This window comes from Nocardiopsis kunsanensis DSM 44524, from assembly GCF_000340965.1.
GTDB classification, from domain to species: Bacteria; Actinomycetota; Actinomycetes; order Streptosporangiales; family Streptosporangiaceae; genus Nocardiopsis; species Nocardiopsis kunsanensis.
This window is the reverse complement of the sequence record NZ_ANAY01000010.1, coordinates 169,132-188,831: the sequence shown is the minus strand read 5'-3', so window position 1 is coordinate 188,831 and position 19,700 is coordinate 169,132. Positions and strand designations below refer to the sequence as shown.

At 70.7% G+C, this 19,700-nt stretch carries 15 protein-coding genes and 1 pseudogene; 5 read left to right on the top strand and 11 right to left on the bottom strand.

Going from position 1 to position 19,700, the window contains the following annotated elements; translation table 11 throughout:
- Nucleotides 1-220: 220 nt before the first annotated feature.
- From D456_RS27235 to D456_RS0108620, 6 genes are all read right to left on the bottom strand, one after another.
- The gene (locus tag D456_RS27235; protein WP_017575777.1) at nt 221-805 is read right to left on the bottom strand and encodes a hypothetical protein; all 585 of its coding nucleotides are present in this window, start codon (nt 803-805) and stop codon (nt 221-223) included.
- Nucleotides 806-1,095: 290 nt separating this feature from the next.
- A complete protein-coding gene (locus D456_RS25000) occupies nt 1,096-1,596 on the bottom strand; it encodes a putative phosphothreonine lyase domain-containing protein (RefSeq protein WP_017575776.1) in 501 nt (166 codons plus the stop codon).
- Between the two features lie 85 nt (nt 1,597-1,681).
- Complete coding sequence (locus tag D456_RS0108635) at nt 1,682-4,708, bottom strand: Tn3 family transposase (protein ID WP_017575775.1); 3,027 nt, start codon at nt 4,706-4,708, stop codon at nt 1,682-1,684.
- Nucleotides 4,709-4,800: 92 nt separating this feature from the next.
- Nucleotides 4,801-5,727, bottom strand: a complete 927-nt coding sequence (locus tag D456_RS0108630; RefSeq protein ID WP_017575774.1) for a DUF4158 domain-containing protein — start codon at nt 5,725-5,727, stop codon at nt 4,801-4,803.
- Nucleotides 5,728-6,245: 518 nt separating this feature from the next.
- Entirely contained in the window at nt 6,246-7,448 is a 1,203-nt protein-coding gene (locus D456_RS0108625) for an FAD-dependent monooxygenase (protein WP_017575773.1), read from the bottom strand.
- Nucleotides 7,445-8,017, bottom strand: coding sequence for a TetR/AcrR family transcriptional regulator (locus tag D456_RS0108620; RefSeq protein ID WP_017575772.1), 573 nt, complete (start codon nt 8,015-8,017; stop codon nt 7,445-7,447). Before D456_RS0108620 ends, D456_RS0108625 begins: the two co-directional genes overlap by 4 nt.
- A gap of 628 nt (nt 8,018-8,645) precedes the next feature.
- Between D456_RS0108620 and D456_RS0108615 the strand changes: the two genes are divergently transcribed.
- A complete protein-coding gene (locus D456_RS0108615) occupies nt 8,646-8,864 on the top strand; it encodes a hypothetical protein (RefSeq protein WP_026115698.1) in 219 nt (72 codons plus the stop codon).
- A gap of 412 nt (nt 8,865-9,276) precedes the next feature.
- Here the strand turns inward: D456_RS0108615 and D456_RS0108610 are convergent, their stop codons facing one another.
- Complete coding sequence (locus D456_RS0108610) at nt 9,277-10,146, bottom strand: aminoglycoside phosphotransferase family protein (RefSeq protein WP_017575770.1); 870 nt, start codon at nt 10,144-10,146, stop codon at nt 9,277-9,279.
- A 204-nt stretch (nt 10,147-10,350) separates the two neighbouring features.
- On the opposite strand from D456_RS0108610, the gene D456_RS23865 reads away from it, so the two are divergent.
- The gene (locus D456_RS23865) at nt 10,351-10,797 is read left to right on the top strand and encodes a hypothetical protein (RefSeq protein WP_017575769.1); all 447 of its coding nucleotides are present in this window, start codon (nt 10,351-10,353) and stop codon (nt 10,795-10,797) included.
- A 126-nt stretch (nt 10,798-10,923) separates the two neighbouring features.
- On the opposite strand, the gene D456_RS0108600 is transcribed toward D456_RS23865, so the two are convergent.
- Nucleotides 10,924-11,595, bottom strand: coding sequence for an enoyl-CoA hydratase-related protein (locus D456_RS0108600; protein ID WP_017575768.1), 672 nt, complete (start codon nt 11,593-11,595; stop codon nt 10,924-10,926).
- A 504-nt stretch (nt 11,596-12,099) separates the two neighbouring features.
- Here D456_RS0108600 and D456_RS0108595 point away from each other — a divergent pair.
- Together D456_RS0108595 and D456_RS23860 are read left to right on the top strand one after the other, a co-directional pair.
- On the top strand, nt 12,100-13,983 hold the full coding sequence (locus tag D456_RS0108595) for a C69 family dipeptidase (RefSeq protein WP_017575767.1): 1,884 nt from the start codon (nt 12,100-12,102) through the stop codon (nt 13,981-13,983).
- Nucleotides 13,984-14,260: 277 nt separating this feature from the next.
- A pseudogene (locus tag D456_RS23860) lies at nt 14,261-15,161 on the top strand (ATP-binding cassette domain-containing protein); the annotation flags it as partial.
- 42 nt (nt 15,162-15,203) lie between these two features.
- Here D456_RS23860 and D456_RS0108580 read toward each other — a convergent pair.
- Both D456_RS0108580 and D456_RS0108575 read right to left on the bottom strand, forming a co-directional pair.
- Nucleotides 15,204-16,307, bottom strand: coding sequence for an NADH:flavin oxidoreductase (locus tag D456_RS0108580; protein WP_017575764.1), 1,104 nt, complete (start codon nt 16,305-16,307; stop codon nt 15,204-15,206).
- 94 nt (nt 16,308-16,401) lie between these two features.
- A complete protein-coding gene (locus D456_RS0108575) occupies nt 16,402-17,352 on the bottom strand; it encodes an aminoglycoside phosphotransferase family protein (protein ID WP_017575763.1) in 951 nt (316 codons plus the stop codon).
- Between the two features lie 249 nt (nt 17,353-17,601).
- Here D456_RS0108575 and D456_RS0108570 point away from each other — a divergent pair, with 249 nt between their 5' ends.
- Entirely contained in the window at nt 17,602-18,771 is a 1,170-nt protein-coding gene (locus tag D456_RS0108570; protein WP_017575762.1) for an SGNH/GDSL hydrolase family protein, read from the top strand.
- A 161-nt stretch (nt 18,772-18,932) separates the two neighbouring features.
- On the opposite strand, the gene D456_RS0108565 is transcribed toward D456_RS0108570, so the two are convergent.
- Entirely contained in the window at nt 18,933-19,661 is a 729-nt protein-coding gene (locus D456_RS0108565; protein ID WP_017575761.1) for a Mut7-C RNAse domain-containing protein, read from the bottom strand.
- Nucleotides 19,662-19,700 lie beyond the last annotated feature (39 nt).

The window sequence follows — 19,700 nt, the reverse complement described above, 5'->3', positions numbered from 1 at the left end:
CGGTATCGCCTGCACGCTGATCTGCTACCGCAGACTCGCCAAATGAGATGACCTCTAAGTGTACGAAAAAGGATGTCGTTGGAATAGATGAACACTCACATTTTTCAACGCGTTTTTCCGACACCCTCAGGCCCGGTTCGACGCCCTCCGGCAGCGTTCGGAGCGGGTGTCGTAGAAACGTTCGATTCTCGGACAGAGTCGCGCTCCTGGCAGTCCGGGCCTACACGGGCTCGCCGTACTCGGCGACGTAGGCCGCGCGGTTCTGCGCGATGACGGCCCGGCCCGCCTCGGCACTGAGGTGCTCGACCGCGGAGACGGCCGGCACCGGCCGCCCGCCGACAGCAGTCGTGATCCCCTCGACCCGGCGGGCCAGCTCGGCGACGACACCGGGGGACGACTCGACCAGCAGCCTGCCGTCCCGCCAGGAGAACTGCGGCGCCCGGCCGATGCCGGAGTCGTGGATCCGACTCGCCAGGAAGGCCGCGAGGCTGTAAGGCACGGCCGGATTCTCGGTCAGCAGCAGGTACACCCGCTCGGTGTCACCGCCGTAGCCGACCAGGCCCGGACACGGCGTGATCGACCCGCCCGTGTCACGGGCCGCCACCTCGTAGACCCGGCACTCGGTGCACCGGAACAGGTCGGTGGCCTGTTCGTACTCGAACTCGTGGCCGCCGAAGCGGCCCTCCGGTTCGCCGCCCCTCGCGCCTGCTGTGGCACCGCGCCGGGCCTGGGTGTAGGTGAGGCCGTCGCGCTTTTGCCGGGCGCGAGCGCGGGCCTTGGGGCCGCTGGCTCCGCTCTTGGTCATGTCGGCCTCTCTCGCGGGACCCCACGCCTCCCGCCGGGCTCGTCGACATCCAGGCGGAAACGGTCATCGTTGCCATACCCGCGGGCCCGCGCCGGGGTGTTCTCCCCCCCCCCGGGGGTCCTTGACCCTCTGCCGGGCAGCGTGGGCGCCCGGCGACCATGGCGTGCGGCGTGCGCGTCCTGCCGCTGCCCACAGCGTAGCGACAGGCACCGACAACAGGCCCCTGGGGTTGTCAGGATGCCCTGGACAGCCGTTCTCGGTGTCTGATCACGCCCACTCGGTGCCGCCGGTCAGTCGGGGAAGGGGCCGTAGACCTCCGGGCGGGCGAAGACCTGCTCCACCGTGCGCGCGACGGGCACACCCAACCGGCTGTCGTCGCTGGTGTAAGCCTCTCGCCGCTGGTCGAAGGCGGTCGAACCCGGCCGGGCGACGTAGAGGGCGGCCCCGCCGCCGTAGTGCAGCGCGCTGGTGGCCGCGTCCTCCTTGTAGGACAGGCGCTGGTCGATGCCCATGGCGCGCAGCTCGGCCAGGATCCGGCCCACGTCCTGCCGGTCGCGGTGGTCCTTGGTGTAGACGCAGATCAGGACGTCCTTGCCGGGCCGGTGGTCGGTGGCGACTTTGGCCTTGTGGCCCAGGCGGCCGGCCTCGACGATGTCGGCCCAGACCCCGCGCACGCGCTCGGGCGGGGTGAAGGGCATCCACTTGCCCACCATCTCGGTGTTGAACAGCTCGGTCACCTCCTTCTTCTCTTCCTCGGTCAGAACGGTGTTGTGCGCCCAGCGCCAGGCCATCGGGGCTCCTATCGGTCGTGGTGTCCGCGTACCGGGGCTGTCCCGGCCGCGAGGGAAGGGGGCGTTTGCGGGGGTGCGTGGCCTCTCAGGCGGCCAGGTCCAGGACGGAGAAGTCGATCTCGGCCAGGGCGGCCTCGAAGGCCTCCGGCTCGATGCCGAGTTCGTCGGTGGCGTAGGCGCCGAACCGGCGGATGTGGGCGCGCAGGTAGGGCGAGAGGCCGGCCAGGTCCTCGGCGGTGATGGTCCACCCCTCGGCCACCAGGGCGCGCACCACGTCGGCGATGTCCAGGGCGTTGTGGAACACGACCAGGTTGGCCAGCAGGGTGTTGAGCTTGATGAGCTTCTCCTGCTCCACGGGGTCGTTGTCGGCCAGCACCCCGCCGTTGCCGAACCGCAGCCACTGCGAGAAGCCGTTGTAGGACTCGACCTTGTTGGTGGCCGCGGTGATGCGCGCTCTCAGGGCCGGGTCGTTGAGGAAGCGCAGCAGCGCGACGGTGCGCACCGACCGGCCCACCTCGCGGAAGACCTTGTAGATGCGGTTCTTGCGCGAGTTGGAGCGCAGCCGGCGCATCAGCGCGGCCGAGGACAGCCGCCCGTCGCTGATGGACAGGGCGACCTGCATCAGGTCGGGCCAGTGGCGTTCGATCAGCCGCCAGTCGATGAGGTTGCGGCCCCGCTCGCCGTAGAGCTCTTCGGTGCCGGGGTAGAGGACCTTGTCGGAGGCACGGAAGAAGGTCAGGTCGGCGAAGTTGCGGATGCGGGGCAAAAGGTCGAACCCGAACAGGGTGGCCAGGGTGAACACCGGCGCGGACTGGCCCTGGGTGTCGGCGTGCACGGTCGAGGGCTGCACGCCCGAGGTGTTGGACAGCAGCCCCTCGATGAGGTGGACCGCTTCCCACACCCCGCAGGGGATGAACCGGGAGAACAGGGCCACGTAGGTGTCGGCGACGTAGTGGTAGGCGATGCCGCCGACCCCGCCGTAGCGGATGGAGGTCTCGGCGAGCAGGTTGTCGACGTAGGTGGCCACCTGGGTGCCGTCGGCGGCCACCGAGGTCCCGTCGCCCCAGGCCTTGACCACGTCCAACTCGTTGAAGGCGCCCACCACGGTGCTGATGGCGGCGTTGACCTTGGTGATGTCGATGTGGCGTTGGCGCACCATCGACAGCTCCCGGGCGGTGACGCCGGCGATGTGGCGGGCGGCCTCGGCGGGACCGAGGTTGATGCCGCCGGTGAAGACCGCCAAGGCGTAGCGGCCCAGCGGGTCCTTGAGTTTGGGGTCGGCCCCGGAGGCGGGTCCGAACCGGTGGTGCCAGCCCAGCCAGTGGGCGGTGCGGCCCACGATCCCCAGCAGGGAGCGCTCGGGCAGGCGGGCCTCGATCGCCGCGGCCAGCTTCTCCACTGCTTGGGCCGATCCGGGGCCGCGGCGCTTCTTCAGCCGGGGCACACCGTCGTCGATGACCAGGTCGGCGTTGTCGGCGTAGTCCACTTCCAGGGCCCGGGAGGCGTCCAGGTGCCGGGTGCGCAGCTGCTCGACGAACCCGGCGGCCGTGGCAGGCAGGCCCACCTCGGCGCAGAAGCTCTCCAGGCGGGCCTGGCACTCGTCCCAGGGCAGCAGGTGCTGGGTCCAGTCGGCGTACTCACCTGCACCGGCCACGGCGATGTCGCCGGTGCGCAGCTCCTCGGCCAGGTAGCAGAAGACCATCGCCTCGAAGTGGCGCCGCTGGACCATGCCGGGGCGGCGCCTCTCGGTGACGACCCGCCGCCAGTTGCCCGAGGCGAAAGCGATCCCCGAGGAGGGCTCGCCGGGGTCGGAGGGCGGCGGTAGGGGGATGAAGTCGCGCCGCTTGGCCGCGTAGGAGCGGGCGTGCTCCAGCGCGGCCAGGACCGAGTCGTCCGAGGAGGTCGCCTTCAGCTCCAACTGACAGACGAGGTCGAACATCACCGCCCGGTCCTTGCGCATGAACCGGTGCACCAGCACCTCGTGGTTGTCGCCGTGCAGGGCCGAGACCTCCTCGATGTCGGCCAGCTGGGAGGCGAACCCGCCCGCCTGCTCGACCACCGTGGCGGCGCCCGCCGCGCGCTCGGCCGCCCCGCCGGCCCTGGGGGCGTCGGGGTCCAGGTGCGCCAGCACGCCCCGGTAGGTGCCGATCAGGCGCTCGTTGACCGCGCGTTGGCGCTCGCGGATCTCCTCCAGCTCGGCCTTGGCCTTCTTCACGTTCGTGGCCACCCGCTTGCACAGCATCTCGGCCAGGTCGTCGCGGGCCCGCATCCGGGCGGTGTGCACCAGGCACGCCACCAGGGCCAGGCACTTGGCCGGGGTGTAGTCGCCCATCGCCGCCGCGTCCTGGGCTGCGGCCTCCCCGGCGAAGTCGGCGACCTTGGTGGGGGCCACTCCCTCCAGCCAGGTGTCGGTGTCGCCGATCTCGTCCACCTGGGCCAGGTGCGCGGCCTGGGCCTTGAACCGCGACCACGAGGCCCGTTGGGCCGGTTTCTTGAGCCGGTGGAACATCGAGAACGTGTCCTGCTCACCCACGCTCAACAGCGCTTGGAGGCGGGCCTGGCCCTGCTCGCCCATCCGCTCGGTGATGCGGGCGAAGAGCGCGCTGTTGACCTCGGCACGGATGCGGGCGGCCATCTCGTCCAGGGTGGAGAAGCCCGGCAGTTCGAGGCCGGCTTCCACCAGCCGGTCCAGGGCGACGTTGATCAGATCCGGCGGGTTGTTGCGCGCCTGGGCGGCCTCACGGATCGCTTCGCCGGCCACCGCCCGGGCGCGGGCGGGGTCGTAGGCCACGCCCAGCCGGGTGCGGATCTGGCTGCGGTGCCACTTGGCTGTGCGGCCCGCCCCGTGGTCGGGCTCGACCCCTTCCTCCAGGTCCAGGCAGCGGCGCACGTGCTCGACCACCTCCTCGGGCACCTCGCCCGCTGCGGGGAAGCGCGCCATCTTCTGGTGGCACTTGAGCGCGAGCACCACCGCCAGCAGCGCTCGGGCGCTGTTGGTGCGCTCGCGTGCCCAGGCGATCTCATCGGCTTGGGGGGTGAAGGAGGCGTGCAGCATGCGCGCTGAGGTGAGCTTGGTGAACCGGGGGTAGGCCGTGCGCTCGATCGAGGTCACCGGCAGTCCTCTTCGACCAGGGGGTGGTGAACGCGCTCACCGTAGCCGGGGGCCGGGCGGGCCCGCAGCGGATTCACCGAACCGCAACCAGGTCATTCGCGCTGGTCACCGGGGAGCACCGGCGTTGCCCCTTTCCGGCTTACCTTGTCCGCCCCCCCCAGGTGACGCACTGTGGCCAACAGCGTGGCGCCCTGGCGCGGGGCGGCCAACTCGGCCAACGCGGGGGCCTTGGCGCGCATCCCGTAGCGGGCCAGACCCTGCAGCTTGGCCTGGGGCACATCGCCCGCCTCGACACCTCCGGCGCCGATGCCGGCGATGCGGCTGGTGCGGTCCAGGGCCTGGACCATGCCGGGGCTGGAGATACGCCCGGGTTCGGTGCGCAACAGCTCCAACTCGGAGAAGCGGGCGTCCTCGTGTGCCTGCAGCAGGCCGGTCAGCTCGGTGCGCACCGGGTGCGGGATGCGCTCGTTGAGCACCTGGTGCAGGCGGGCGTTCTCCTCCTTGCGCACCTGGCGCACCAGCCGGGAGAGCACCGTCAGGCCGGGCAGCAGGATCTGGTGCTCCAGCAGGTAGAGCACGGCCCGGTCGAACAACGCGCGGGGGCCTTCCTCGCTGGCCCAGACCCGGGCGGCCAGGTAGGCGCGCAGGTCCTCTTCCCCGGTGGTGAACTCGCGGTAGCCGAAGGCCTCGCGGATCTGCCAGGCGTGCTCGTAGGCGGTCTTCTCCCGAGCCCGGTACTCGGCCAGGCACGCGGGGTCCAGGCCGAGTTGGTCGGCGACGAAGTCCACCGCCCGCTCGGGCACCCGGGCGGGGCGGTCAGCTTGGAAGAGGCCGAGCAGGCGCACGGTGCCCCACTGCAGGGCCCACCCGAGCTGGGTGGCGGGTGTGCGTTTACTGCGGGCCAGGGAGAGCGCGTCGGGGCTCAGGCGGAAGCACTGTTCCAGGTCGCTCACCGACAGCTCGTCGGGAAAGCGGCCGTAGCGGGCGATCTGTTCGTCGGAGAGGTACTCATGCGGCATGGCTACGAACGTAGGGCCCGTGAACAGGACAAATAGGCCCCGTCACCGAACCGTCGCCCAGATCACGGCTCTACCGCCAAATCCTGTAGTAATCCTCCTCGACCCCCAGATCCGGTCCTGAGGGGATCACCCTGCCCTGCGAATGACTCCCCCCGAGGAGACCCGTTCCCGCACCCGACCCGAACCAGATCCATCCCGCCACACGCCCTGAGCTGACCAACGTGGTGTTCCTCAAGGCGCAGGTGAGCTCCGATCTCATCGGGGTGGGCGACCACACCTACTACGACGACCGGGGCAGCGGGGTGCCCTTCGAGGAGGCGTGCGTCCTGTACAATTACGGGCCGCATCGCCTGTTCAACGGCGGGTTCAGAGCCATCGCACCCGGCGCCACCATCCTGATGCCTGCGGGCAACCACCCCACGATCGGCCCCTCCACCTATCCCTTCACGATGTTCGGCGGGCAGTGGGCCGAGCGGACGCTGGAGACCTACCTTTCGGCACCGGCGCCGCCGGTGTGCTCAACCCGTGCTTTCGGGGGCCAGGTCCTGGATGGCGCGGGTGGGCCGGCCCGAGAGGGTGGTGGCCACCATGCGGTCCACGCCGGGCAGGGCCGACAGTTTCAGGGCCAGGCGCCGTAGCCGTAGCCGTGCCGGGGTGGAGGGCAGGAACCACTGGGCGCCGGTGCGGGCCGCGCGTTGGCGTTCTTGGGCCACTGGGCGCCAGCGCTGTTCGTAGTTGTGCAGTGCCTGGGGGATGTTGTCGGCGCGGGCCAGTTCTTCGCCCAGGACGTAGGCCCCGCCCACGGCCAGGGAGGCGCCTTGGCCGGCCAGCAGTGAGACGGCTTGGCAGGCGTCGCCGACCAGGACGGTGCGGCCGCGGCTCCAGTGGTCCATTCTGATCTGGGCGACCAGGTCGTAGTAGACCTCTTCTGGTGGTGGGCACAGTTCAAGGGCCCGGGGGATGGCCCAGCCCAGGTGGGCGTAAGTGCGTCGCAGCTGGTCGCGGGGGTCTTGGGGCAGGTTGGTTTCTGGGGTGCGGTGCACGGTGAAGGCGGCCACGCGGTCCTGTCCCAGTGCGTACAGGCCCATCTGGGCTCCGAGGGCGTCGGTCAGGCAGAAGCGGCCCCGGGTCAGGGCGTGGATGCGGGCGTCGGTGAAGGTGTAGGCGCCGGTGTGGAAACCCAGGGGGTGCAGGTAGCGCTCCTGGGGCCCGAAGAGCAGGCGGCGCACGGTGGAGTGGATGCCGTCGGCGCCCACGAGCAGGTCGGCGTGCAGGGTGTGGCCGTCGGGCAGGTGGAGGCGCACGCCGTCGGGCTCTTCGGTGATGGCACGGGGTCCGCATCCGTAGCGCAGGTCCGCGTGGTCGGGCAGGGATTCGCGCAGGGCCCGTTCCAGGTCGGGTCGCAGGAGTGAGACCACGGAGCCGCCCAGGGCGTGGGCGAAGCGGTCGAAGCGCAGGGAGGCGCGAGCGCGCCCGTGGGTGTCGACCAGGTCGGCGCGGGCGAAGGCGTGGCCCAACTCGCGGATGCGGGGCAGGATGCCCATGGCTTGGGCGGCTTCGTGGCCGGGGCCGAAGAAGTCGATCATGTAGCCCTGCGGCCGCGGGCCCGGGGCGTGTTCGAGGACGTGGACCTGCCACCCGTGGTGGGCCAGACGTTGGGCGGTGGCCAGGCCGGAGATGCCGGCGCCCACGACGACGGCGGTGCCGGGTGCGGGTGTCATCGTTGTTCCTCTGCGGGTGGTGGGTTCAGGAGTCGGTGCAGGACGGGGGCGACCTGGTCCGCGGTCAGGTCCGGGTCCAGGGAGCGGTGGAGCATGAGGCCGTCGGCGGTGGCGGCGAGCAGATGGGCGGTGGTCTCGGGGGCGGCGATGCCGCCGTCCTCGAGCCAGGCGGTCAGGTGGGTGCGCAGGCGTTGGAGGAGTTCGGTGATGCCTTCGCGCAGGTCGGCGTCGCGTGTGGCGGCCAGGTAGGCCTCGGTGAACAGGACGGTGGCGGGGTCGTTGGGGGGGTAGGCGTCGAGTTTGCCCAGGAGTTGGTCCAGACCCTGGCGGGGGTCGGTGCGGGGCAGGTGGGTCAGGGCCTGGTCGATGACCTGGGCCATGCCGGTCAGGGCGGCTTCGTTGAGCAGGGCGTTCAGGGAGGCGAAGTGGTAGTGGACCAGGCCGGGGCCCACGCCGGCGCGTTGGGCCAGGGTGCGTGTGCTCACGGCGGTCCAGCCGCGTTCGGTGATCAGGGCGCGTGCGGCGTCGAGGAGGTCGTGGCGGACCTGGTGGCTCTTGGGTGTGCTCATGCGGGCCGGTTCCGGTTTTTGGTCATTTGCCTTGGACGGATGCCTTGTGCAGGTGTCCAATTCTGAGGGTATCACGTGGCAGGACTTCCTGTCCAGTGTCGGTACAGCAGGTGCTGTATCCGACTCGTTTTCGCTGCCCTGACGTGGGCGGTGCATTTCGTTGGTGCGGACTGTGGGGCGTTCGGGGTCGGGTGGAAGTCTCTGGGGTTCTGGCCTCCGGGAAGGCCCACTTATCGGAGGTCAGGATTTGCGCCCCTGGAGCCGGATTCTGTTGGCACTCATTGCTTAACGTTATGTAATAACGTTATTAACCAACGAAACGAAAGAGGGGGCGAACGGGGCCGCGACCTCAGCGGCAGAAGGGGCACCGGGCACGCACCCGGAAAGGGCCGGGCCCAGCCGGGCGCCGACAGTTCGGCTGCCGGCGGTACAGGTGCGGGGCGGTAAGGAGCGTTCCAGGTCCCCGCGCCTTGTTCTCCTGCCCCGGCTCCGGGCCCGGGCGGCTGCTCCCACGGCACGTGCCCCGAACTCGCCGTGCACGACCGGTTCCGGCCCGGGACCGCTGGGGCGGCATAAGCTCCTTCCGGCGTGAACCTGCAGGTGGAGAGCGCCTCGGACACGGGAGCATGTGACGAAGCACTTGTATCGGGGACTGGCCACCGCCTTCTTCACCGGGGTCTTGGTCTTCACCACCGGGGCAGCCGCCCTGGCCGGCACCGCAGGCCCCTTCGAAACCGAACACAACTGCACCATCACCCGGGGCGAGTACAACCGCTACTACGACATCGACAGCTACTGCTTCCAATATCCGGCCATCGGTGGGCACTGGTGGTTCCACTACTCCTGACCGCGTACGTTCCAGGGAACACGGGGGCCTCCTCCTGTCCCAGGTCCGTTTCCGCTCCTGCCCCGGCGGTGAGCACAGCGCGGTGCCGGCGGCCGGGCCGTGTTCTCTGAACCGGTGGGACCGCGGAGCCAGATCCGGATCGATGCGACCTGCACGGTCCTGCTCGGGCAGCCTGAGGGGCGCTCAACGGTGCTGGGCCCCCGGCAGGCCTGGCGAGCCAAGACCGGGGGAGACCACCGGCCGACCCCTTGCGCCTGCGTTGATGCAGGCGGTCCCGGTCGGCAGCAACATGGGCCTTGCCGCCCGGGACCCGGCCTGGACGGGTACGCGGCCCGTCCGCGCTCGGCCAGGTCCCGGTTCCCGGAAGAGAACCCGGGCGCTCACCAGGAGTGCGCCCGTGCCTCTGCGCTCCTCACCGGGGCCCGTGACGGTGGGGGTCATCGGCCAGGGCTTCGGCGATCATCCGGTGGCCCTGTTGCTCGAACTGGTCGGCGCCGACCCGGTAGGCCCAGACCGCGGTGCCGATCGCCTCGCGGATCCGGTTGCGGTGCCAGGCCTCCTGCTGTCGCGGGTCCGCCCCGTAGCCGTCGAGGAAGGCTGCTTCGAGCGGGGGGTTGGCGCGGAACTGCTGTGCGCACAGCCGTGCCAGGTCGGTGAAGGCCGGGCGGAGGTCGGCACGGCCGAAGTCGATCGCGCTCACCGTGCCCTCATGGATCAGCCAGTTGCGCGGGTGCCAGTCCCCATGGGTGGGCACCAGCCTGCTGGGCGGGGTCGGCCAGGACTGCACCGTGCGGCGCAGCCGCGCGAGCACCCCGGGGGCGATCCGGTGCGGCTGGTCCAGCCACAGCAGGGCCTTCTCCTGCTCCCGGGCCTCGAACCCGGGGTCGTCGATGCTCTCCTGTCCGTGCAGGCGGGCGAGGAGCCGGCCGGCCTGCCGGTAGGTCTGCGGCCGGTGCTCGTCCTCGGTTCCCTCGACCAGCCTGCCCGGCAGGTACCGGGTCACGACGAGCTTTGCCCGCCGGTCCGCTCCGAGGAGTTCCGGTGCCCGGCCGATCGAGGTCCACGGCCGCAACCATCTGTGGTGGGCGCGGATCTCCCGGGCGAGGTGGTGGTCGTTCCCGTCGCCGGCTTTGAGGATGTAGTGCTCTGTTCCGTGGCGCAGTTCGAGCACCGTGGTGCCCACGAGCCCCCAGCTGTGGTCGGTGACCACTTCGGCGCCGGGCAGCCAGGTGTTGAGGAGCTGTTGTTGGCCCGGGGAAAGGCCGGCGATGTTCTCCGTCACTGTTTCAGGTTATGCCACCGGGTTTTCCTCGAGGCCGGGCCTGGGAAGAAGCCGTCGGCGCATCCGGCTGCCGGTACCGGGCAGCGGTGGCTGCGGGGATCTCCCCCGCAGCACACCCGCGCGAAGAAGGATTCCGAAAGTGTGTGGTAAGCGGGTGCTGCCAGTCTTCCGCTGCAAGGGGAACACTCGAACGTGAGGAGTGCAGTGAACATCTTTCGGAGGGCCGTGGCAGTGATGGCGGGGGCAGCGGTCGTGATGGCCGGCAGTGTGACGGTCGCTTCCCCGGCCGTGGCCGCCGTCGACTGGATCAACCATGACCAGGTCTGGAGCGTCAGCAACCCGCGAACCGCCCTGTCCGTGGACACCCCGCGCGGGACCGTCCAGGTCCGCTACGGCACGCACCAGGGCAAGCAGTACGGCTGGGCGCGGGCCCTGAACGCGCCGTCGGATTACGTCCTTGCTTTTGAGGTCGACACCAACGGCGACCGCAGGAGTGACGAGGGCGCCAGGGAATACCTCACGGGCAACAACGCCGCCTGGACCTGGGGGGCCGCCGCTTCCTCCCACAGTGCTCGTGCCTTTCGTGCGTGCATACTCAGCTACTCGGAGATGTCGTGCGCGGAGACCAGCTACCGGACCGGGTGGTGGTAGAGAGCTCCGGAGTTCCCCGGGCCGCACCCCGTCGGCCGGACCAGGGGTGCGGCCCGGGGGCCGTGGGCGAGGGCGGCACTCGGGCCTGCCGTCCCAGGAGTACAGGCCCGCCGGGGGTGGCCGGTCTCAGTTGAAGGGGCCTTCTTGGGCGCGCAGTGCCTCCAGGACGGAGGCGTACATGCGGGACTTGATGGTGCCCAGGGTGGCGGTGTCCTTGGGGGCCAGGGAGCGGGCCAGTTCGATCGCGGTGGGGTGCACCTGCTGTTCGGTCACGGCCTGGTCCGCGATGCCGGCTGTGGCGGCGTCGTGGCCGCCGTAGCGGCGGGCGGTGACCATGGCCTCGTGCGCGGTCTGCGGGCTCAGGCGTGCCTGGATGAGGGCGGCCATGCCGGGGGTGAAGGGGATGTTGATGTCGGCTTCGGGCAGGCACCAGAAGCCGCGGTCCGCACGCATCACGCGCAGGTCGTGGGCCAGGGAGAACATCGCTCCGGCGGCGAAGGTGTGGCCCTGCAGGGCGGCCACCGTGGGCATGGGCAGGGCCAGCATGCGGGCGAACAGGTGGTGGACGTCGGCGACGTAGTCCTGGTAGCGGTCGGCGTTGGCCATGAGCCATTCCAGGTCCAGGCCGTTGGAGTAGAACTTCCCGGTGGCGGTGGTGACCAGGGCTCGGGGGCCCGGGGTCTGTTCGGTCTGGTCCAGGGCCGTGTTCACCGAGGCGATCCAGTCCGGGTGAAAGCGGTTCTCGCCCTCACCCAGGTTCAGGACGAGGACCTCGTTGTGGTGTTCGAGTGTGGGCATGGGTGCTCCTTGTCGTGTTGAGGGGGCGGGCGCGGGTCTCTTGTGGCCTGCGGCTCGTAGCGGGTGTGCTCGTCCGGTGGGGGCGGGGTGTGCGGGAGTTGCTGCTCTGAGGGGCGGCCGGTGCCGTGGGGCAGCGGTGCTGTGTGCCCTTGCCCGGTGGATGCGGTCCTTTCCGGGCTCGTGTGCTTGCCCTTTCCCCGGGGCGGGGGTGTCCGTTGCCGGGTTGGGCGGACCCCGGGCCCTACTGGCGAGTAACTTATGGGGCCAGCATAGATCACACACGAGCGCTGCCCAGCCACGGATCCACCGAAGGCCCGATCGGCTCCGTTGGTGTGAACGGGCGTGTGCTGGGCGCGAGCGGCGCTCGGGCAGGCCAGGCTTCCTCGTGTGGGCAAGGCCCCTGCCGGGGCGTTTCCCGCTGATGGCGGCCGCGGGAGCGCGTCGGCGAACTTCCTGTTCGAGTGAGTTATTCGTTAGGTTCTGTCGCTTATGAGATTTTTTCCCTTGCGTGTCCCTGGCTCCGGGCCCTCCGGACAGGGATCACCCCCCGTCCCTGCCAGGGCCGGCGCCACAGGCCTTGCGCTGCTGCTCGCCCTGGCCCCGCTCACCCCGGCCCACGCCCACACCTCCCAGGAGCAGGTCCCCTCTGCCCCGGCCGGGTCCACGCCCCCGCCTCAGGAGGGCCCGGCCAACTCCGACAAGAGCATCGGTTTCTACGTCGGCAAGGATCTGACCGATGACGGATCGGTGCTCCTGGGCGGATTCGGGCACGAACCCTCCAGCCACTGGTTGGAGATCGTCCAGGACCAGGAGCACCCCGAGGGGGCCACTGTGCAGGTCGGTGCCACCGAGGAGGCCGACCTCCCCGGTGAGCTCACCGAGATCCCCCAGGTCGAGCAGACCGCCAAGTACCTCACCATGAACTACTCGGAGTTCGCCGGTTTCCCGGCACCGTTGACCAACGGCGGTCTCAACGAACACCAGGTGGCCGTGCGCGACATCTGGTCCGACTCCCGTGAAGAACTCGTGGAGATGACCCCCGCCCCGCAGGAGGGTCCCCAGTACAGCGACCTGGCGCGCCTGATGATGGAGCGGGCCACCACGGCCCGTGAAGCGGTGGAGATCGCCGGTGAGCTCATCGACGAACACGGTTACACCACCTACGGCGGCAACTCCCACCTGATCGCCGACGAGAACGAGGGCTGGGTGCTGGTGGAGTTCGCCGGCGGCCAGGGGCTGTGGGCGGCCGAACGCCTGGGTTCTGAGGACGTGCGGGTGTCCTATCCCGGCTACATCCAGGACTTTCCCCTCCAGCGCGAGGACGACAGCGACTTCATGGGCTCGAACGACTTGGTCAGCTTCGCCGAGGAGCAGGACTGGTTCGAGGCCGAGGGCGAGGAGAGCATCGACCTGCAACAGGTCTACGGCACCCCCTTCCCCGGGCCGCCCGGTGACGACGAGGAGGCGCCCTTCCGCTACCCGCCGCGGCTGGAGGAAGAATTGCAGGAGATGGCGCCCATGTCCTTGCAGGACATGCAGCGCATGGTGCGCGACCCGCGCTGGTCCGACGACCGTTCCGGCTACGGCCAGGTCGCCCACCTGCAGGAGGATCTGGCCCACCCGGACCTGGCCACGCTGTGGGTGGCCCCCACTGCCGCGGTCACCGCGCCCTACATCCCCTGGCACATCGGAGCCGAGGAGATCCCGCCCGAGTACAGCCAGCACCGCTACCTCACCTCGGGTTCGGCCGCCAACTACCTGGACCCCGAGTATGCGCACTTGGAGGCCACCCAGTACCCGGTACGCACCTTCAAGCGGCTGATGTACTACACCTGCGAACACCCCGGGGCCTTCCTGGGCGAGGTCACCGACACCTTCGAAGGGTTCGAGGCCCAGATGCTGCAGGACATCGGTGAGGTGGAGGAGGAGGCTCTGGAGGCCTTCGAGGCCGGCGATCGGGACGAGGGCCGGGCCGTACTCACCCGGTTCAGCAACGAGTGGGCCACCGACGCACTGGACCTGGGCACCTTCATGGTCGATGACGTGCAGGAGCGCACCAAGGACGAGTGGGGCATCCGCATGCCCGAGCAGGAGCGCTCCGAGGACGTGACCGCCAACGCCGAGAGCCTGGACATGAGCCTGGGCGGGCAGGACGTGGTCACCGCACGCGACCGGGTCAACTGCGACATGGGAGGCGGCTGGCAGGACGGGTCGACCCTCGAGCGCCAGGGCACCTACGGCGATCCCGATGCGGTCCCCGACTTCCGGGCCGAGCAGGGCGGGGCCCGGGCTTCGGCCTCCTGGGGTTGGGCCCTGGGCGGTACGGCCCTGGGTCTGCTCGTGGGGGCGGGGGGCATGTACCTGCTCGGGCGCCGCACCTCGGCCTGATCACCAGCGTGAGCACACACGGCTGACCGGCACCGGACAGGTATCACAGCAGGGGGCCTTCCCGAGTGGGTGGGCCCCTTCCTCGTTCCCGGAGGCTTCGGCCCATGGGAAAACGGTGCCGTTGCACGGGCGCGTCTGTCGTGGCCGGATGGTTGGATCGGGCGGGTCAGCACATCCAGGTGCATACCGGGCAAGATCCGGGAAGGGGACGAAGATGCAGCAGGGCGGGGTGGGCCAGGGGCCGGAGCGGGTACATGTGGCCGACAGCCACAAGAAGATCCGTGTGGTGGGTGCGCGGGAGAACAACCTGCAGGGCCTGGACGTGGAATTGCCCAAGCGGCGCCTGACGGTTTTCACCGGTGTGTCGGGGTCGGGCAAGAGCTCGCTGGTGCACGCCTCGATCCCGGCGGGTGAGGGTGTGGTCTCCATCGATCAGAGCCCGATCCGGGGGACGCGGCGTTCCAGCCCGGCCACCTACACCGGGTTGTCGGCGCCGATCCGTAAGGCCTTCGCCAAGGCCAACGGGGTCAAGCCCGCCCTGTTCAGCGCGAACTCCGAAGGGGCCTGCCCCAATTGCAAGGGGGCCGGGGCCGTGCACACCGATCTGGGGATGATGGCCGGGGTGACGAGTGTGTGAGGAGTGCGGGGGCCGGCGGTTCGAGGCCTCGGTGCTCGAGCACCGCCTGGGCGGGTGCGACATCAGCCAGGTGTTGCAGATGTCGGTGGAGCGGGCGCGGGAGTTCTTCTCCGAGGGTGAGGCGCGGGTTCCGGCGGCGGCCAGGATCCTGGGGCGGCTGTGCGAGGTGGGGCTCGGGTATGTGGGTCTGGGCCAGCCGATGAGCACGCTCTCGGGTGGTGAGTTGCAGCGGGTGAAGCTGGCCGCGCACATGGCCGAGCCGGGCGGTGTGTACGTGCTGGATGAGCCGACCAACGGGTTGCACCCGGCCGATGTGGAGCAGTTGTTGGCTCTGTTGGACCGGTTGGTGGATTCGGGGACGTCGGTGGTGGTGGTCGAGCACCATCTGGCGGTGATGGCCCACGCCGACCACCTGATCGACCTGGGCCCGGGCGCAGGCCACGGGGGCGGGCGTGTGGTCTTCCAGGGCAGTCCGGCGCAGTTGGTGGCACAGCCTTCGACCTTGACCGGTGAGTACCTGGCAGAGTACGTGCGCGCCTGAGCTGGACGCGGACGGGTGTGGGTCCCTCCGCGCCGGTCCGTCTCAGTGCAGGGTGCGTACGGCGTCCTTGGTGTAGGAGATCAGGTCGTCGCCGCGGCCGGACAGGACCTTCTCGGCCCAGGCGGGGTCGGCCAGCAGGGCACGGCCCACGGCCACCATGTCGAACTCCTCGGCCTCCAGGCGGTCCAGGAGCGCGTCGATGCCGGTGACCTCGGCGCTGCGGCCCAGACGGTCGGGGGCGAAGACGCCGTCCAGGCCCACCGACCCGACGGTGATGGCGGGCAGGCCGGTGACCTTCTTGGCCCACCCGGCGATGTTGAGGTCCGGGTCGGATTCGGGGAAGGCCGGTTCCCAGTACCGGCGGCCGGAGGCGTGGAAGGCGGTGACCCCTGCCCGGGCCAAGGGGGCAAGGACGGTGTCCAGGTCCTCGGGGGTGGGGGCGATCTGCGCGTGGTAGTGGTCGGCCTTCCACTGGGAGAAGCGCAGCAGGACGGGGAAGTCGGCGGAGACCTTCTCGCGGACGGCCTCGACGATGTCGGCGGCGAAGCGGGTGCGGGAGACGGGGTCGCCGCCGTAGCTGTCGGTGCGGTGGTTGGTGCGCTGCCACAGGAACTGGTCGATGAGGTAGCCGTGGGCGCCGTGCAGTTCCACCCCGTCGAAGCCCAGGTGTTCGGCCTGGGCGAAGGAGGCGATGAGGTCGTCGATGTCGGCGAGGGTGAGCGCGGTTCCGGCGCCGGTGGTGCCGTCCAGGGCGATGCCGGAGGGACCGACGGAGGGGGCGTCGGTGAAGGGCGGGGCGCCTGCGGTGCGTTGGATGCCGATGTGCCAGAGCTGGGGCATGATCGCGGCGCCGGCGGCGTGGACCTCTTGTGCGACGCGGCCCCACCCTTGGAGCTGCTCGGTTCCGGCGAAGCGGGGGACCTGGTCGCTCTCACCTGCGGTGGGGTGGCCGATGTAGGTGCCTTCGGTGATGATCATGCCGGTTCCGGCCGCGGCGCGGCGTGCGTAGTAGGCGGCCACGTCGGGGCCGGGGACGCCGCCTGGGGAGTGCATGCGGGTCATGGGGGCCATGGCCAGGCGGTTGGGGATCTTGGCCGATCCCAGGGCCAGGGGCCGGTTCAGGACCTGTTCGGCGCGGGTGGACATGGTGGGGGCTCTTTCGGCAACGGGGTCGGGGTGTGCACGGCGCAGGCTACCTGTGGCCGGTGGCAGGGACCCGGTGTGGTGGGCCCGTGCGGGTTCACAGGTCCAGGCCGCCGGCGAAGGGGCCTTGTTTCCACTGCTGCACGGACGGGGTGAGGTAGTCGCCCAGTTCGGGCAGTTGGGGTACCAGGGCCAGGGTGGCGACGGTGCGCAGGCGGCCCACGGCGTTGACGAAGTCCAACACGTTTCGGTCGAGTTCGCGCAGGCCCTGGTTGCGGGCGCTGCGGTCGTAGGCGTTGACGAGTTCGTCGGGCAGGCCGGCCAGGTCCCATTCGATGGGGCCCAGGCAGGTGAGTTCGAAGTCGGAGTAGAGGGGCCCGTGGGTGCTGGGGAAGATGTTGGCGGGTGGTGAGTCGCCGTGCACGGGTTGCAGTGGGGCGTGGGGGAAGGCTTTTTCGAAGGCGGCGCGTGAGCGTACCAGGGGTTCCAGGAGCTGCCATTCGCGTTGGGCCCGGTCCAGGTCGGCCGGGGCGATCAGGTCGGGGTGTTGCTGCAGGCGTGTGAGTTCTGCGGTCATCGAGTGCGGGTCGGCGGCCGAGAGGAAGGGCAGGTCGCCGGGGTAGTCGCGCAGGGCCCGGTGCAGGGCGGGAATGTGTTCGGTGTTGGCGGTGTAGTCGGGTTCGGCCTCGTGGTCCTCGGGCGCGTACTGCCAGAAGGTGAAGCAGAAGCCGTCGCGGTGGAAGGGTTCACGGGGCAGCAGGGGCGTGGGCGCGATGACGGGGGTGCCCTGCTCGTGCAGCCATTGGGCGGCGTCGAGTTCGTGCTGTTGGCGCTGGGCGAGCTCGTGGAGGCTGGTGCTCGGGGGCAGGACGGTGGGGATGCGTGCCACCACGGGGGCCGGCGCCAGGTGTACGACGACGGAGAACAGGTCGTGCAGCAGGAGGGGTTCGGTGACGGTCAGGCCCAGTTCGCGTGCTGCGGCCACGGCGGCCTCGCGGGCGCGGGCAGTGCGGTGGGCGCGTTGGGTGGGGGTCAGGTGTTCGGTCATGGGTTCATGGTGGCACGCGCACAGCCGCCAACACGACGAGCCGTCCCGTCTCGCGGTGAAGTGTGCACGGCATTACTGGCGGCACGGTCGGGGCGGTACCCGGGCCTGCGCCCCGGGCCGGGAGGCCCGGAGCATGCCGCCACCGGACAGCCGGTAGGAAACTTCCTGGTACGGGCCGGGCCCGCGCGGCTACGATCGGCCCGCAGCCCGTCCCCGCGGGTGCCGCGAGAGTCCAGGACCGAGGAGAAGATGCACACGCTGACAAGTACACCCCTGACCCCGGACCTGGTCCGGGGCGCGTTGGAGGTGCAGGAGACCGAGCGGGGGCTGCGCCCGCACCGCCTGCCCGCCTGGGCACGCGAGCGCCACGCCGACGCGCAGATGCTGCAGGCCCAGTCCCACCCCTCGGGGGTGCACCTGGCTCTGCGTACGCGGGCGCGGGTGATCGAGCTGGAGGCGGTGGCCTCCCGGCGGGTGTACGTGGGCGCGCCCGCGCAGCCACCGGGGGTGTACGAGGCCGAGGTGGGCGGCCGTGTGGTGGCCTCGGGGTCGCTCCAGGGCGGTGACCAGGTGCGGGTGGACCTGGCCACCGGGGAGGTGGAGCACGTGCGTGGCTTCCCGGACACGGTGCGTCTGGCGGGGCTGGGCGGGGGCGACAAGGACGTGCGGATCTGGTTGCCGCACAACGAGGGTTGTGAGCTGGTCTCGTTGCGCGCCGACGCCCCGGTCGAGGCGTCGGCGGACGGGGGCCGTCGGGTGTGGCTGCACCACGGCAGTTCCATCAGCCAGGGCTCCAACGCCGAGACACCCACGGGGACGTGGCCGGTGCGTGCGGCACGGGAGGCGGGCGTGGACCTGGTCAACCTGGGCTTGAGCGGAAGTGCGCTCCTGGACCCGTTCGTGGCCCGGGCCCTGGCCGAGGTCCCGGCGGACGTGGTCAGTCTCGAGCTCGGGATCAATGTGGTCAACGCCGACCTGATGCGGGTGCGGGCGTTCGCGCCGGCGGTGCACGGGTTCTTGGACACGGTGCGGCAGGGGCATCCCTACGCGCCGTTGGTGGTCGTGTCGCCGTTGTGGTGTCCCATGCACGAGCAGACGCCGGGGCCGGGAACCTTCGACACCGAGGCGTTGGCGCGCGGGCAGGTGCGTTTTCGTGCGACGGGGGATCCGGGCAAGGTCGCCGCGGGGCGGTTGACGTTGCAGGTGGTGCGCCGTGAGCTGGCGCAGGTGGTGGCCCAGCGTGGAGAGTGTGACGCGCACCTGTACTACGTGGACGGGTGTGAGCTCTACGGGCCCGGGGACCACCAGCGGTGGCCGTTGCCGGACCGGTTGCATCCGTGCGGGCAGGCCCATGGGGCCATCGGGGCGCGGTTCGCCGAGCGTGTTCTGAACGCTCAGGGGCCCTCATCCGCCGGGTGAGCGGGCCTGTTCGGGGGTCGGTGGCCTGCTCGCGAACGGTCTTGCCGGGTGTTCCGGTGGAGGGGGCCGCGAGTCCTGTGCCCGGCGGGCGCAGGACTCGCGCGACTCGGTCGGGGTGGCGGCAGGGCGTGTGGTCCGGGCAGCGTGGGCGCTGTTTCGGCTCAGGGCGGGGGCGGGGTGTGGTTGCGGGCCTGGCGGACGATCTCGCGCAGGTCCTGGTGGTGGGCGCCGGGCCAGTAGATGCGTGCGCAGTCTCGGCACTGGGCGAAGGTGTCGTAGGTGGCGCGGGTGCCGGGTTCGAGGCGGTGGGCGACCTCTTGGGGGGTGACCGGGTGCAGGAGCCCGTTGCAGGCCGGGCAGCGGGTCCAGGGGTGCAGGGGCGGGGCGAAGCGGTTCAGGACTTCATGCAGTTGGGACCGGGGGTGTTGCTCGCGCACGTGGGCGCCGGCGTGCAGGGCGCGGCGGAAGAGGAGTCCGCGGTCGCGGGTGAGCAGGATGCGTTGTTCGGCGTTGGCCTGGGCGAGCAGGGCGGGGTCGTCGCGGTCGTTGTCGTAGGCGGTGTCCACGCCCAGCAGGCGCAGGCGGCGTGCCAGGGTGCCCAGGTGTACGTCCAGTAGCAGGCGGGGCGGGGTGGTGGGGGCCGGTTGGGGCCAGGTGAGGGCATCGACCCGGACGGTGTCGCCGGGGTCGGGGCGGTGGCGGACCCCGACGGTGCGGCCCCGGGTGTGCAGGTGGCCGACCTCGGTCAGGGGGATGCCCAGGCTCTGGAGGGTGTGGCCCAGGGTGGCGTCGGGGTCGTGGGGCAGGTGGAGCGGGCCGTCGCGGTGGCGCGGGGGCAGGAAGAAGCGCAGGTCCGGTGGGATGTGGACGGTGATCGGGTGCGCAGCCATGGGGTCAGGATCGCACAGGGGCCTGGGGTGGGGCCGGTG